At 41.6% G+C, this 15,179-nt stretch carries 14 protein-coding genes; 12 read left to right on the forward strand and 2 right to left on the reverse strand.

Annotated features, from left to right (window positions below; translation table 11 throughout):
• Position 1: 1 nt before the first annotated feature.
• From AC13CS_RS09525 to AC13CS_RS09535, 3 genes are all read left to right on the forward strand, one after another.
• Complete coding sequence (locus AC13CS_RS09525) at positions 2-3,148, forward strand: efflux RND transporter permease subunit (RefSeq protein WP_293162403.1); 3,147 nt, start codon at positions 2-4, stop codon at positions 3,146-3,148.
• Positions 3,149-3,233: 85 nt separating this feature from the next.
• Positions 3,234-4,076 carry an ATP cone domain-containing protein gene (locus AC13CS_RS09530; protein ID WP_293162406.1) on the forward strand — a complete coding sequence of 281 codons (843 nt, stop codon included), beginning with the start codon at positions 3,234-3,236 and terminating at the stop codon, positions 4,074-4,076.
• Positions 4,077-4,080: 4 nt separating this feature from the next.
• Complete coding sequence (locus tag AC13CS_RS09535; RefSeq protein ID WP_293162409.1) at positions 4,081-5,451, forward strand: MBL fold metallo-hydrolase; 1,371 nt, start codon at positions 4,081-4,083, stop codon at positions 5,449-5,451.
• Positions 5,452-5,455: 4 nt separating this feature from the next.
• Here AC13CS_RS09535 and upp read toward each other — a convergent pair whose 3' ends face one another.
• Positions 5,456-6,109 (reverse strand): uracil phosphoribosyltransferase, encoded by a 654-nt coding sequence (gene upp / locus AC13CS_RS09540; RefSeq protein ID WP_293162412.1) that lies wholly within the window; start codon positions 6,107-6,109, stop codon positions 5,456-5,458.
• A gap of 177 nt (positions 6,110-6,286) precedes the next feature.
• On the opposite strand from upp, the gene AC13CS_RS09545 reads away from it, so the two are divergent.
• The 3 genes from AC13CS_RS09545 to AC13CS_RS09555 all read left to right on the forward strand — a co-directional run bounded on the left by AC13CS_RS09545 (position 6,287) and on the right by AC13CS_RS09555 (position 8,461).
• Positions 6,287-7,201 (forward strand): J domain-containing protein, encoded by a 915-nt coding sequence (locus tag AC13CS_RS09545; protein WP_293162415.1) that lies wholly within the window; start codon positions 6,287-6,289, stop codon positions 7,199-7,201.
• Positions 7,202-7,207: 6 nt separating this feature from the next.
• Positions 7,208-7,498 (forward strand): chaperone modulator CbpM, encoded by a 291-nt coding sequence (locus AC13CS_RS09550; protein ID WP_163626425.1) that lies wholly within the window; start codon positions 7,208-7,210, stop codon positions 7,496-7,498.
• Positions 7,499-7,639: 141 nt separating this feature from the next.
• Positions 7,640-8,461, forward strand: coding sequence for a universal stress protein (locus AC13CS_RS09555; protein WP_163626426.1), 822 nt, complete (start codon positions 7,640-7,642; stop codon positions 8,459-8,461).
• Here the strand turns inward: AC13CS_RS09555 and AC13CS_RS09560 are convergent, their stop codons facing one another.
• The gene (locus AC13CS_RS09560; RefSeq protein ID WP_293162422.1) at positions 8,462-8,869 is read right to left on the reverse strand and encodes a hypothetical protein; all 408 of its coding nucleotides are present in this window, start codon (positions 8,867-8,869) and stop codon (positions 8,462-8,464) included.
• 86 nt (positions 8,870-8,955) lie between these two features.
• On the opposite strand from AC13CS_RS09560, the gene AC13CS_RS09565 reads away from it, so the two are divergent.
• The 6 genes from AC13CS_RS09565 to AC13CS_RS09590 all read left to right on the forward strand — a co-directional run bounded on the left by AC13CS_RS09565 (position 8,956) and on the right by AC13CS_RS09590 (position 15,165).
• The gene (locus AC13CS_RS09565) at positions 8,956-10,485 is read left to right on the forward strand and encodes a PAS domain S-box protein (RefSeq protein WP_313790325.1); all 1,530 of its coding nucleotides are present in this window, start codon (positions 8,956-8,958) and stop codon (positions 10,483-10,485) included.
• The gene (locus AC13CS_RS09570) at positions 10,463-11,512 is read left to right on the forward strand and encodes a response regulator (protein WP_293162425.1); all 1,050 of its coding nucleotides are present in this window, start codon (positions 10,463-10,465) and stop codon (positions 11,510-11,512) included. Before AC13CS_RS09565 ends, AC13CS_RS09570 begins: the two co-directional genes overlap by 23 nt.
• An 87-nt stretch (positions 11,513-11,599) precedes the next feature.
• Positions 11,600-12,436 carry a universal stress protein gene (locus AC13CS_RS09575; RefSeq protein WP_293162428.1) on the forward strand — a complete coding sequence of 279 codons (837 nt, stop codon included), beginning with the start codon at positions 11,600-11,602 and terminating at the stop codon, positions 12,434-12,436.
• Between the two features lie 151 nt (positions 12,437-12,587).
• Positions 12,588-13,430 (forward strand): universal stress protein, encoded by an 843-nt coding sequence (locus AC13CS_RS09580; protein ID WP_293162431.1) that lies wholly within the window; start codon positions 12,588-12,590, stop codon positions 13,428-13,430.
• A gap of 15 nt (positions 13,431-13,445) precedes the next feature.
• Positions 13,446-14,255 carry a universal stress protein gene (locus tag AC13CS_RS09585; RefSeq protein ID WP_293162434.1) on the forward strand — a complete coding sequence of 270 codons (810 nt, stop codon included), beginning with the start codon at positions 13,446-13,448 and terminating at the stop codon, positions 14,253-14,255.
• Between the two features lie 58 nt (positions 14,256-14,313).
• Entirely contained in the window at positions 14,314-15,165 is an 852-nt protein-coding gene (locus AC13CS_RS09590) for a universal stress protein (protein WP_293162437.1), read from the forward strand.
• Positions 15,166-15,179 lie beyond the last annotated feature (14 nt).

The following is a 15,179-nucleotide window of genomic DNA, read 5'->3' on the forward strand; positions in this document are numbered from 1 at the left end:
TATGATGGAAGAAAAGGATTCGGACAAAAAAGTGAGAAAAGAAGGGGCCATAGGCTTTATGGCAAGAAATTCCATTGCCGCCAATTTATTGATGCTGATATTATTGGGCGGTGGGATATTTACCATGTACACCATCCAAAAAGAAGTTTTTCCCGAATTCCAGCTTGACTTTGTGGATGTATCCGTAGCCTATCCCGGAGCATCGCCTGCCGAAGTGGAACAAGGCGTGCTCCAGCCTGTGGAGGAAGCCGTGCGCGGTGTTCAGGGCATCAAGGAAATCGTTTCGCAGGCCAATGAGGGTTCTGGGGAAATCAGCATTGAACTCGTTGCCGGTTTTGAGCGTATGAAAGCCTTTCAAGACATTGATCAGGCCATCAACCGTATCCGAACATTTCCAGCCGATATAGAACGACCCGAAGTAAGCTTAAGGTCACGACAGCGGGATGTACTGCAAATCGGTCTATACGGAGAAACCGATATCTGGACCCTGCGGATACTTGCGGAGCGATTACGAACCATTTTGTTGAGCAATCCCGAAATTACACAGGTAGAACTCAACAATGTCCCCGATTACGAGACCCGAATCGAAATTACAAGGAACAACCTTCAAAAATACAACCTTACCCTCGGGCAGGTAGCCAACATTATTCAGCAAAGCAGTAACGATGTGCCTGCAGGTGCGGTACAGACCCAGAGCGGGGAAATTTTACTTCGGATGAAAGAGCGTAAACAGTGGGCGGAGGAATACGGAAACATCACTGTTGTAACGTCACCTTCCGGGGCAAAGGTAAGTCTCAGCGACATTGCTACCATTACCGATGGTTTTGAAGAAACCGGGTTTCACGGTCAATTCAATCAACAAAATTATGTAGGACTTCAAATTTTTAGGGTTGGAGACCAATCCCCTTTGGAAATTGAAGATGCTGTGCTCGGTATTTTAGAGGACTTTAAGTTGCCTCCAGGTGTTAATCACCGTGTTGATAGCAATAGAGCATCCGATTATAGGGAGCGATTGTCCCTATTGACAGAGAATGGTATTCTGGCCATTATAATTGTATTGTTGATCCTTACGTTGTTTTTGGAATACCGACTGGCATTTTGGGTGATGATGGGTATGACCGTATCCTTTGTTGGAGGGATAATTTTCTTGCCCCTTATCGGAATAAGCGTCAATATGATTTCCATGTTCGGATTCCTGGTCGTACTAGGTATCGTGGTGGACGATGCCATTGTGGTAGGGGAAAATGTATACGAATACCGCAAAAAAGGATTGAGCCCCCTAAAAGCGGCAATTGCAGGAACCAAAGATGTATCCAAACCTGTTATTTTTAGCATTACCACCACCATTATTGCCTTTGTACCCTTACTGTTTATGCCGGGCGAAACAGGTAAATTCTGGCAACCATTGCCCGCGGTGGTCATCGTAATATTAGCCGTATCATTGTTGGAAGCTTTGTTCATCTTGCCATCACACTTGGCGCATTTAAAGAAAAATCCAAGCAAGAACAAATGGGTGCATAAATTGGAGGGGTGGCAAAGTTCTTTCGCCAATGCATTCAATGAATTTGTGGATAGGCGCTATCGTCCATTGCTGGATAAGTGCCTGAAACACCGTTACATTACATTGTGCAGTGCCATAGCCCTTTTGTTGATTGTGGGCGGATACGGGTATAGCGGCCACATGGGAATGATCATGATGCCCGAAGTAGCGGCAGATGAAATTGAGGCGGGGGTGCGGTTGCCCGTAGGTACCACGCCCGACCAAGCAGCAAAGGTCGCCCACGATATTTCTGATGCCACCCAAAGAATGTTCGAAGAACATAACCTGTACGAAGTTGCCGAAGGCATCAAGACCAATGTAAGGGGACAGAACTTTATTGATGTGGAAATCGTGATGCTGCCACCCGACCAAAGGGATATTACCGCAGCAGAGGTAATTGCACTTTGGCGAGACAATATTGGAGATATCGAGGGCGTGGACCAAATTACTTTTGAGGCAGAACGTGGACCGGGAGGGGCACGGCAAGCCATAAGCATTGATTTGAGCCATACCGATATTGAGGTGCTGGAAAAAGCCAGTGCTGCTTTTGTGGAGCGTATGGAAGCTTTTTCCAATACCCGAGACGTTACCGACAACTACAACAACGGGAAGATGCAATATGATTTTAATCTGTTGCCACAGGGCAGAAACCTTGGGTTAACATCCAATGATATAGGGAGACAGGTAAGAAATGGCTTCTTTGGGGCTCTGGCGATGCGTCAACTCAGAGGCATGGATGAGGTAGAAGTACGGGTAAAACTGCCCATGGAAGAACGAAAGGATATCAGAAATCTGGAAAACTTTCTCATTAGAACGCAGGATGGGGTAGAAGTACCCTTAATGGATGTTGTTGAGGTAAAACAACGTGAAGCGTTTACCAGTATCAACCGTAGGGATGGCCGTAGAGTGGTCAACGTTGGAATGGACGTGGAACCCGCAAATACCGTAAATAGGGTCATCGCTAAAGTACAGGAAGAAACCTTGCCCCAGCTTAGGGCGGATTTTCCCGGAATAACATGGACTTTTGAAGGAAGTCAGGCCGATATGCGGGAAAGTACAAGTACGCTGCGTTCCGGTTTTGCCATTGCCATGTTGTTGATCTATGCCTTGTTGGCCATAGCTTTTGGCAGCTATGTGCAACCCTTGATCGTGATGACGGCCATTCCTTTTGGAATCGTTGGAGCCGTTATCGGCCATATTTTGTTGGGCTACGATCTTTCCTTGGTGAGTCTTATGGGAGTTATAGCATTGTCCGGCGTGGTGGTCAATGATTCTTTGATCATGATTGACTATGCCAATAAACGCCGAAAAGAAGGACACCCTATCTACAAATCCATTCACGAAGCAGGGTTACGAAGGTTCCGTCCCATTATTTTAACGACCATGACCACCTTTGGTGGGCTGGCCCCCATTATTTTGGAAACATCCAGCCAAGCCTTTTATTTGATTCCGATGGCCATTTCCTTAGGATTTGGTATTGTGTTCGCCACGGCGATCATCTTGGTGATCGTACCCTGTCTTTATTTGGTTTTGGAAGATGTTCGGCTGTCCATTCAAAAAGGGAAGACAGTTAAGGAAGTCGATGTCTCTGAAAGCGCCATTTCATAATACCGATTTCATATAAGCATTCCAACCACATCCGATTTTGATCAAATTTGAGGACGGTAACTAAAAGGTTGCGTATTTTAGAGGTATGGCAACAAAGCAGTTTCATATTACAAAGTCCACAGGGGAAAAAGTGGATTTTTCCATGGAAAAACTCAAGAATTCCCTTCAATTCAGTGGAGCTTCGGAAGCATTGGTAGAGGACATTGTACAGCGTGTGCAAGATGAACTTTACCAAGGTATCACCACTCGCGAAATTTACAACCGGGCCTTTGCTCTTTTAAAGAAAAAGGAATCGGTCTATGCATCAAAATACAAACTGAAAAAAGCCATTTACGAACTTGGCCCAACTGGCTTCCCTTTTGAGAAATTTGTGGGCGGTATTTTACATTATTCCGGTTATCAAACCAAAGTAGGAGAAGTGCTGCAAGGCAGTTGTGTGTCTCACGAAATTGATGTTTTGGCCATAAAAAACGAAACCTTGAACATTATCGAGTGCAAGTTTCACAGTGAGGATGGACTAAAATGCAATGTAAAGATTCCCTTGTATATACATTCCAGGTACCAAGATGTTAAGTTGCCTTTGGAGTCCCAAAACAATAAGGACTTTAAGGAAACCAAAGGTTGGTTGGCCACCAATACCCGTTTTACGCAAGATGCCCTCGAATATGGGAAATGTGTCGGGCTCTATCTTTTAAGCTGGGATTATCCGCATGGAAATGGCCTTAAGGAAAGAATAGACAGATTGCGATTATACCCCATCACGGTTTCAACATTATTGTCCAATAGGGAAAAGCAATTTTTGTTGGAGCGTGACATTGTACTGTGCAGGCAATTGATAAAGAATAGCTTTTTGCTCGACCATTTGGGGGTTTCCAATGGCAGAAAACAACGGATTCTGAAAGAAATGAAATCACTTTGTAATTCGTAAACGGATGAAAAAACTTCAAATTTATTTTTTAGGTGCTTCGGAAACGGTGACAGGTTCAAAATTTTACCTGCACTCCGAAGAAATCAAAATTTTGGTGGATTGTGGTCTGTTTCAGGGTGTAAAAGAATTACGAAAACAAAATTGGGAGTCGCTGCCTGTAGATGCTTCGCAAATGGATTATGTGCTGCTTACCCACGGACATTTGGACCATTGCGGATATTTACCGCTTCTGGTCCGACAAGGATTCAGGGGAAAGATACTCGGAACTGGCCCCACCTTGGAAATTGCCCGCATCATATTGGAGGATAGTGCCAAAATACAGGAGGAAGAAGCGGAGAGGGCCAATGAAGAAAAATACAGCAAGCATGATCCTGCCCTGCCATTGTATACAAAACAGGATGTTGCTTTTACCTTGAAGTTTTTTGAACAAGTCGAGGAGGGAGAGGAGATCTCCCTTTCGGACCATTGTTCCGTAACATTTTTGTACAATGGGCACATTATTGGTTCTACCTATTTAGATATGGATCTCTATGGAAAACGATTTGTGTTTTCAGGTGATGTCGGCAGGCAAAACGATGAATTGCTCAACCCGCCAAAACAACCGGAGCGGGCAGACTATTTGTTTGTGGAAAGCACCTATGGCGATAGGGATCATCCTAAAGAAAATGTAGAGCAGATCTTAACGGAACTCGTAAAAGAGACTTTACATAAAAAAGGTATTTTGATCATTCCTTCCTTTGCGGTGGAACGTTTACAATCCCTAATGTACCAATTGTGGAAGCTTTACAAGAAGAACAAGATACCCAATATTCCCATTTTTGTGGATAGCCCCATGGGGAACAATGTATTGGAAGTATTCAAGAGTTTTCCCAACTGGCACAAGCTAACATCGGCGGAATACAGAAATATGTACAACCATATCAATATAGTGAGCTCCTACGCCGAAACTTGGGAGACTATTGATGATCCCAGACCAAAAATTGTGATTGCAGGTAGCGGAATGGTTACGGGAGGTAGGGTTCTCACGTACATAAAGCAATTGGCGGACCTGGATTCCACTTCCATTTTACTTGTTGGGTTTCAAGCTGAGGAAACAAGGGGAAGAAAGTTGCTCGAAGGAGCAACGGAACTTAAAATTTACGGAAAATATGTCCCCATTAAAGCCAAAGTCCATCATCTGGAAAGCCTATCGGCACATGCGGACCAATCGGAACTGTTGATGTGGATGGGATCTATAAAAAATGTTCCTGAAAAAGTGTTTTTGGTACATGGGGAAAAATCTGCCATGGAGGCATACAAGGAAAAAATCCAACAAAAATTAGGTTGGAATTGTCATATTCCCAAAATGCACGAGGTTGTTGAGGTGATTTTGTAATGCATCATAATTTTACTCCGTAACTTAAATCGCCTGCATCACCAAGTCCGGGTACAATATAACCTTTGCTGGTAAGGCCTTCATCAACGGCAGCGATCCAAAGTTGTGTGTCCTTTGGAAAAACCTTTTCAACCTTTGCTACACCAGATTTGGAGCCGATTACCGATATAATGTGAATTTGCTTGGGGGTTCCATAACTTTTAAGGGCGCCGAGCACATTTTCCAAAGTTTTACCTGTGGCCAGCATGGGGTCGGTCAACACCAAAATTTTACCATCCAATGATGGCGCGGCCAAATATTTCACGATGACTTCAAAATCATCATCGTTGTTTGGATGATGGCGATATGCCGAAATAAAGGCATTTTCGGCTCCATCAAAATAACTTAAAATACCATGGTGCAATGGGAGGCCGGCCCGCAGTACCGAACAGAGCACTAAGTTGTCCGAACATAAAAACGATTTTTTAACGCCCAAGGGAGTTTTCACTTCGCTTTCCCCATAATCCAAGGTTTTGCTGAGTTCGTAGGCCAGAATCTCACCGATACGTTCAATATTGCGTCGAAAACGCATGGGATCTTTCTGGATTTCTACATCCCTGATTTCTGAAATAAAAGTATTCATGATGGAATTGGTCTGGTCAAACTGATGGACGATCATTATTTGGAAATTGCGTCTTCTTAAAGGTAAATGTTGTTGGCAAGATATAAAAATGAAAAACGTTGGCTAAAAGTGTCAGTTTGGATACTGATAAAGGTCATTGTAAAAAAAGAAGATTTTTGACGAAATTTGAAAGAGTGATGTGAGGTATTACGAATTCAGATTTCTGTATCGCCTATGGATTTTATTGATTATTACAAAGTATTGGGGGTAGATAAAAAAGCACCTACCGACGAAATTAAAAAAGCATACCGTAAGCTCGCAAGAAAATACCATCCCGATCTAAATCCCAACGACGAGGAGGCGGAGAAAAACTTTAAGCGCGTTAATGAGGCCAACGAAGTACTCTCGGACCCCGAGAAAAGGAAAAAATACGACGAGTACGGAAAAGATTGGCAGCATGCAGAAGAGTTTGAGAAAGCGAAACGGTCAAGAGCTCAACAAAGTCGAGGTGGGGATTATTCAGGCTATACCTACAGTCGCTCTGGAGGGTCTGCTCAAGATTTTTCGGACTTTTTTGAATCCATGTTCGGAGGGGGAGCATCTGGATTTGGCTCAGGAAGGCAAAGGGTTCGTTTTAGGGGGCAGGATTACAACGCCCAACTCCAATTGTCCTTGATGGATGTATACACTACCCAAAAACAGACAATCACCGTAAATGGGAAAAATATCCGCTTGACCATTCCCGCTGGTATTGAAGATGGACAGACCATCAAAATAAAAGGGCACGGTGGGCCAGGGATCGAAGGTGGCCCTGCTGGCGACCTGTACATTACGTTTTCCATTACCAACAATACCGCATTTAAACGCGATGGGGCAAATTTGTACAAAACAGTACAGATACCTTTGGTAAAGGCCGTACTTGGGGGAGAAATACAGGTGGAGACCTTGACCGGGAAAGTAAAATTAAAAGTGGCCCCTGGCACGGATAACGGCACCAAGGTGAAACTTAAAGGTAAAGGCTTTCCAAAATACAAGAAGGAAGGCCAGTTTGGGGATTTGTACCTCACCTATACGGTAAAAATACCCAAGAACTTGACCCAAGAACAGCAATCGCTTTTTGAATCTTTGGAGAAAACCAACCTAGAATAAAAAAACATGAAACAAGAGAATTACATATCCATTAAAACTTTTTGTGAATGCCATGGGGTTGGGGAATCTTTTGTTTACTCCATGTACGAATACGAGATTTTACAAATAGCATACGAAGAAGATGAGGGAAAGCTTCATGTTGAGGATTTACCGCTTCTGGAAAAAATGGTGCGCCTGCATAAGGAGTTGGATATAAACCCCGAAGGAATTCAAGCTATCCATCATCTTTTAGGGCAAGTGGAAAGTTTACAAGAAGAAGTGGCCTCGCTTAAAAAGAAGCTGGACACATTCAAGTAAACACTCTATCAATTTTAGATGTGACCAAGATCATAGGAGTTGTTACATCTCCATCTTACCTTTAAGGGAAAATGTAACAAATGGAGATGGTTCATCCCTCTTTTTTTAAAAGAGAACCATTTTGCCTTAACATCGAAAGTCATGAAAAAAATATTGGTACCTGTCGATTTTTCCAAACATTCCGAATACGCCCTAGAAGTAGCTTCAAAAATTGCAAAACAGCATGGAGCTGGCATTGTGTTGCTCCATATGATCGGTGTATCGGATTCTGTTTTGGCCAATTCTGAAATAGCGGAGGAAGCCGAGGCCAAATATTATCTAAATCAGGCCAAAGAAAAAATCAAGCAGTATACGGAAAAAGAGTATATGAAAGAGATTTCTTTAGAAGCAATTATCCAAAATTATAAAGATTTTGAGGAGGTAGGCATTGTAGCTGGGGAGAAAAATTGTGATTTGATCGTAATGGGCTCGCACGGAACAAGTGGTTTTAGTGAACTGTTCGTTGGCTCCAATACAGAAAAGGTGGTTCGCACCGCGGATGTCCCCGTAATTGTAATCAAAGATCAGCACGAAGATTTTACAATAAAAAGAATAGTAATGGCCAGTGATTTAGCCAAGGAAAACATTTCGGTTTACAAGAAAGCAGATGCATTTGCCAAATTATACAAGGCCAGTTTGGAAGTCGTATATATCAATACCACCGGGGCAAACTTTATAGGGTACGATATCGTGGAGAAAAGAATGGAAGCCTTCAAAAAAGAGTTGGGCAATGATGTTCAAATCAATTTTTACAGCCACCCAAGTTTAGAACGGGGAATCTTTAAATATTGTAATGAGAAGGGTGCCGATCTATTGGTCATTCCAACCCATGGAAGAAAAGGTTTGGCCCATTTTGTAGTGGGAAGTTTAGCGGAAAATGTATCCAACCATGCCAAATTACCTGTAATGACCATTAAACTATGATCAATTGTTGAAGAGCAATTGCAAACGCCCCAATAAAATGAGTTCCGCCTTATTGCTCCCCGAAAAAGAAGCGGTAATGGCCCTCGATGTGGACATGGCCAGATTTTTGATCTGGGGGGTAAACAGCATCTTATTGTCGGTATAGAAAGCTTCGAATTCCTCATAAATTTCTTCGCCGTCCTTTTCATATTCCAGTAGCCAATCAAAAACGGACACAATTTGAAAAGAGGCATCCGTACCATATTCATCTTCAATATCATCGACCTCTAGCCAATAATCGCGAACCACTTCGTTGAGCTTTTCCATTTCCTGTACATGAATGCTGTGATCTGCCATGGCCATGGCATAGAACAATTTTCCCAAACTTTGATAAAGTTCGTTTCCGAGCTTTTTCTTAGATTCCAACATTTTCTTAAATTTAGTTGTAAAAGTTTAAATATAGTCTTGTAAAAGCTTTCCCCCCATGACCAAAATCAGTAAATTCATTTTTCGTTTTGGAAGTATTTGAAAAAAGTAACGTGCTAAGGATGTTATCGGAGGTAATCTCGGAAGGCATCCTTGTTGTTGATGAACAACAAATGATTACTGCCAGCAACACTACCACCGATAAAATGTTCGGTTATCCCGAGGGTGAACTTGTCGGTAAACCAATGCAATTATTGCTTCCCGATAAAGTAAGGAATCACCATACGGGATTGGCCAATAACTTTATGAGTGAGGGCAAGGCCAGGCAGATGGGAAAGGGCAAGGATTTGGTGGGCAAGCGCAAGGATGGCAGTGAATTTCCTTTGGAGATAAGCCTAAACCCGTTCCAATTGCGCCAACGCAAATATGTGTTGGCCCTGATCATGGATATTACCGAGCAAAAGAAGGCCAAAGAGGCAATGGACCATTGGTTCCGAATTTTTGATGAATCCCTTAACGAAATTTATGTTTTTGATGCTGAATCGTTTGTTTTTATCAACGTAAACCGAGGCGCTCAACACAATTTGGGGTATAGTATGGAAGAGCTGGGCCAAATGTCGGTAATGGACATTAAACCAGCACTTACAGAAGATGTATTTCGTAGGCTGGTGTCCCCCTTGCTATCCAAAAGAAAAGAAAAAGTAATTTTTGAAACGATCCACAAACGAAAAGATGGTTCCACTTATCCAGTTGAGGTACACCTACAATTATCATTATTGGGCAAGCAAGAGGTATGCGTAGCCATTGTGCTGGACATTACGGAAAGAAAAAACTATACCCAACAACTGGAAAACAAGGTAGAAGAGCGAACACAACAGTTAAAGCAGGCACTCCAAGCAGAGAAAAAACTGAATGAACTGAAAACGAAGTTTCTTTCCTTGGTCTCGCATGAGTTTAAAACTCCGCTGAGCAGTATTCTTACTTCTACCTCGCTCTTGTCCAAATATATCGAATCCGAACAGCAGGACAAAAGGGACAAGCACATCGGTACCATCAAATCCAAAGTAAAGTATTTGGACAATATCCTTACGGACTTTTTGTCCATAGAGCGTTTGGACCTTGGAAAGGTCAACTATTCCATGTCCCCTTTCCCTTTGAGTAAATTGATCAATGAAGTGGTCTACGATTCCAACATGCTCCTAAAGGAAGGGCAGCGAATTCAATATCCCGAGAACATTGATGGGATTGAAGTGGAATTTGACGAAAAAATCTTGGGATTGGCCCTTTCCAACCTTGTGCACAATGCCATAAAATATTCACCGGAAGATTCGACCATTGAGCTTGTGGTAACCAAAGAAAATGGACACCTTTACATTGATATTATTGATCAAGGTTTGGGAATACCTTTGGAAGACCAACCCTTTATCTTTGATAGATACTATAGGGCCAGCAATGTGCTCACCGTACAAGGGACCGGCATTGGCCTCAATATAGTAAGGCAGCACCTGCATAACCTCAACGCCAATGTGACTTTTAAAAGCGAATTGGGCAAAGGTTCAACGTTTACACTGTACATACCCATAAATAACAAGGAAAATGAAAAAAATATTACTGGTTGAGGATGACACCTCGCTACGGGAAAATGTAGCTGAACTGTTGGAATTGTCCGGTTTTAATGTGTGTTCGGCATCAAATGGAAAAATAGCAGTGGATAAGGCTGTTAAAGAACAACCGGATTTGGTTTTATGTGATATTATGATGCCAGAGATGGACGGTTATGAAGTTTTGGAACAACTTTCATCAATTGAGACTACCCGTTACATTCCCTTCATCTTTGTTTCCGCTAAAACCGAGAAGCAGGATGTTAGAAGGGGCATGAACCTTGGCGCTGATGATTACTTGACCAAACCTTTTGAAGAGGAGGAACTTTTGTCGGCCATTCAATGCAGGTTGGAAAAGGCAAAAGAAATGGGGGCCGCCCTGGCGGAATACCCCAAAACAACATCACAGGAACAGGAAATTAGATCGTTGAACGAACTGAAGAACTTTTTTGATGACCATGGTCAAATTTTTTCCTTTAAAAAAGATGAAACCATTTATGCAAAAGGGGATCACTCCAACATGGTGTACCTGATCTTAAAAGGGGTCGTAAAAAGTTGTGGATTGGACGAAGAGGGAAAGGAACTGATTACATCGGTGTACTCCGAAGACGATTTTTTGGGATTCACCTCTTTAACGGACCACTTGCCATATCAGGAGTACGCATCGGCAATGGAAGAAGTGGAATTGGCCGGAATATCCAAAGAAAAAGTAAAAGGTATTTTGGAAGACAACAAAAGTGTTTCCCTAGAGCTTATGGATGTCATAACCGAGGATTTGGCAAACATTAAAAACCAGTTGTTGCAAATGGCCTATAGCTCCGTAAGAAAAAAAACGGCCCAGACCCTTTTAATGTTTAGCAGGGCCATTAACAAGGATAAACAGGAACCTTTAAAAATATCCCGAAGCGACTTGGCCGGGGTGGCGGGTATTGCAACGGAAAGTCTCATCAGAACTTTATCGGATTTTAAACACGAAGGCCTTATCACCATAGAAAACAGAAACATTATGGTGCTGGATAAAGAAGCATTGCAGAACGTGAATTGAAAAATATGCGTCATAAATGGCTTAAGTGATATTTATCATTCCTTTTTTTTCTACGAATGATAAACTTGTGCCCATAATTTATGACACATGAAAAATGTTCTTGTTCCGACAGATTTTTCCGAGAACTCCATTCAGGCATTAAAGTATGCCCAAGTGCTGTTCAGTTCCATGGAGTGCAATTTTTATTTGCTTTATGTCGGTACGCTGTTGGATACAAAAATAGATGCAGAGTCCTTTCAAGAATCTGAAGGGGCACCCACAGAAAACACAAAGAAAAAATTATTGGACCTGGTTAAGGAATGCAGGAAGCATAGCACTGAGGCAAACCACTTTTTTTTTGCATTGCATGAGTACGGTTTTTTTACTTCTACCATAAAAAAATATATAGCGGAACAAAACATTGACCTGATTGTAATGGGAACCAGGGGAGCTTCGGGAATTAAAGAGAAAATACTGGGAAGCAATGCTGGTGATGTTATTACCAAAGTACAATGCAACACCCTTGTTGTTCCTGCCCAAGTTAAACTGTCCAAACCCAGGGAAATAGCTTTTCCCACAGATTTTAATATTTTTTATTCCCTACGTATTTTACACCCAATGGAAGAAATGGTGGAATTGGGAAAATCCAAGCTTCGGGTCATGAATGCGTTAAAGGAAGGGGACAGTCTAAATAAAGAGCAAGAGAAGAATAAGGAGCACCTTTTGGATTTTCTAGAGGATACATTACCTGAAGCGTACAGTATGCATACCATTACAAACCAAAAGGTTAAGCCGGCCATACAGTGTTTTATGGAGAGCCGTGAGATCGATATGATCGTGATGGTGGCCAAAAATCTAAACTTTATCCAGCAAATCCTCTTTGATTCCATTGTGGAGCAAATAAGTTTCCATACAAAAGTTCCATTCTTCGTGATCCACGAATAAGCACTGTTTTTAACTGTTCTTGAATTCCTTGGGGAGTTAAGAACCTATTTTATAGCTTTAAAATGGTGTGGGTATGTGATGTAAATCATAGTATTTGACCAACACCATAATTAGCTTTGTTAACAGCAGTAGGTTTTTAAATAATGGAATTATGATCAAAGTAGTATTGCCCACCGATTTTTCCGAAAATGCATTCCATGCCATTTCACACGCGGTGAAATTATTGGAGAATTCCACCTGTACATTTTATTTGGTACATACTTATACCCCGGCCATTTATAGGGTTGACTATACACTGGGTAGTCCTGGGCAATTGGGCCTGCCCGATGATGAAAGATATAGGGCAGAGGAAGCCTTGGAAAACACCAGAGAGAGAATCCAGGCCCAGTTCAATGTATCAAAACATACTTTTGTTACCCATACGGCCTTTAATTCGTTGACGGACGAGATTACATCTATTTCCCAAAAAGAAAGTATAGATTTTATTGTGATGGGGACACAAGGGGCAACTGGCGCCAAGGAAATTCTTTTTGGATCGAACACGGTACATGTAATCCAAAAATCGGACATTCCAATTTTGGCCGTTCCTTCTAGTTTTGAATATGAAACCCCACGTAATATTCTGTTCCCCACCGACTATGAAGTGGATTATAAAAAAGTCAATCTGGATTTTCTGCTCAAATTTTCAAGACTATGGCACTCCAAACTGCACATAATGCACGTAACTGCTCCAGAAGGGCTTAATATTGATCAGACAGACCATAAAACCTATCTGCAAGGTAAATTACTGGAACATAACCATAAGTTTTACGATTTACCGGACCAAGAATTGATAGCGGCCATTAATGGGTTTCAACAAGAAACCCCGGTGGAAATGCTCGCTATGGTAAAAAACAAACATACGTTCTTGGAACGCCTGTTTGTAGAACCGATAATCAAAAATATAGGTTTTCACAGCAAGGTTCCTTTTTTAGTACTTCCCATCAACCCATAAGTAAAAAACAAAGCCATGTTACAGATTTTAGTGTCCACCGATTTTTCCAACAATTCCTATAATGCATTGTATTATGCAGCACAGTTGTTCAAGGGCGAGGAATGCATATTTCATATTGTAAATGTGTGCAGTAGCGAGAATGATCCAGATATGGAAAAAGCGAAACTGGATTCAAGCCAAGGGTTGGACGCCTTGGTACACCGTTTGGTCCGAGATGTGGGAGAGAACAAAGAACACAGCTTTAAAAAAGTTTCCCTTTGCTCCGATATGACCAAGGGAGTTGCTGAATATGCCAAAGCGAACAAGGTGGACCTTACCGTAATCGGAAATAAAGGAAAGGAAGAGATAAAACATATATTGTTCGGAAACAATGCCATGCAACTGGTAAGGGAGATAACCAGTTGTCCCGTGTTGATCGTTCCTTTGGAGATTGATTTTAAAAAAGTCGATAAAATCGCATTTACATCCAATTACGCGAGACCAATTGCGGAAAAGAACATTAAAACCCTCCAATTTTTTAGTGGTTTAACAAATAGTGCAATTGTCCCCATGGTGATTGAGGAAAATAAAGATAATCGGACGGCCAAGAAAAATAAGACCGATTTCCTCAGTGCCATTTCCAAGAACAGTTCCAAAGAGGTTGCTTTACCCGTATTTGATGGTAAGGCGAACACCATTTTGGAATTCGTGGATCTCTGGGGTATAGATATACTCTGTATGGTGTATTACCCACATCACTTTTTCTTGGAGTTTATTGGAAAAGGCATCATAAAAGAGCTCAATACAAAATTGAAGGTACCCTTTTTGATTCTGCCGAACAGTTGACCAAAATCATGGTATAACATTTTGAGGTACTGTAATTTTCGCTAAAACAAAAACCATCATGAACAAGAGAATTTTGTTGCCTACGGACTATTCCAAAAATGCATTGAATGCCATTAGGTACGCATTGGAACTATACAGTAATGTGCGATGCGATTTTTATATACTCAATGCCTTTCATATTTCAGGATATACTTTGGACAGTATGAGGGTTCCCGAAATAGGGGAACCTTATTATGAAGCGGCAAAAAAAGAATCTGAAGAAGGCATGGAACGATTGATGCAAATCATAAAACTTCATCCTCAAAACAATAAGCACCAATTCCATACCATTACAACCTTCAACAGCTTAAGCGAGGCCATTAAAATTGTAATCGACAAAAAGGACATCGACATTATTGTAATGGGCACCAAAGGGATTACCGAATCCAAAGCCCGCATATTTGGTACCAATACCGTAAATGTGATGGAGCAGGTACGGGAATGCCCCGTTATTGCAGTACCCAACGATTATATGTTTCAAATACCAAGGGAGATTGTTTTTCCCACGGATTATAAAACCCCTTTTAAGAGAAAGGAAATAGGGGATTTAATAGAGCTAGCCAAATTGCACGATGCAAAGATCAATGTAGTGCACATAGATAAGGACAAGGATGGAAAACTCAATAGAACAGAAGAGGTGAACAAGGAATTGTTGCAAGAAATTTTACAGGGTACAGATTATGAAATGCATTTTTTGCCCGCAGATAAGATCAGTGATGGCATCAATAAGTTTATAGAAGAGAACAATTGCGACATGGTGGCCTTTTTGAACAAAAAACATTTGTTCTTCGGGAGTATCCTTTCTAATCCCCTTGTAAAAAAGATAGGGTTTGATCCCCAAGTGCCCATTTTGGAACTGAACGATAACTAAAAAAAGATGAGATT

The organism is Flagellimonas sp. B-3 (assembly GCF_056857835.1).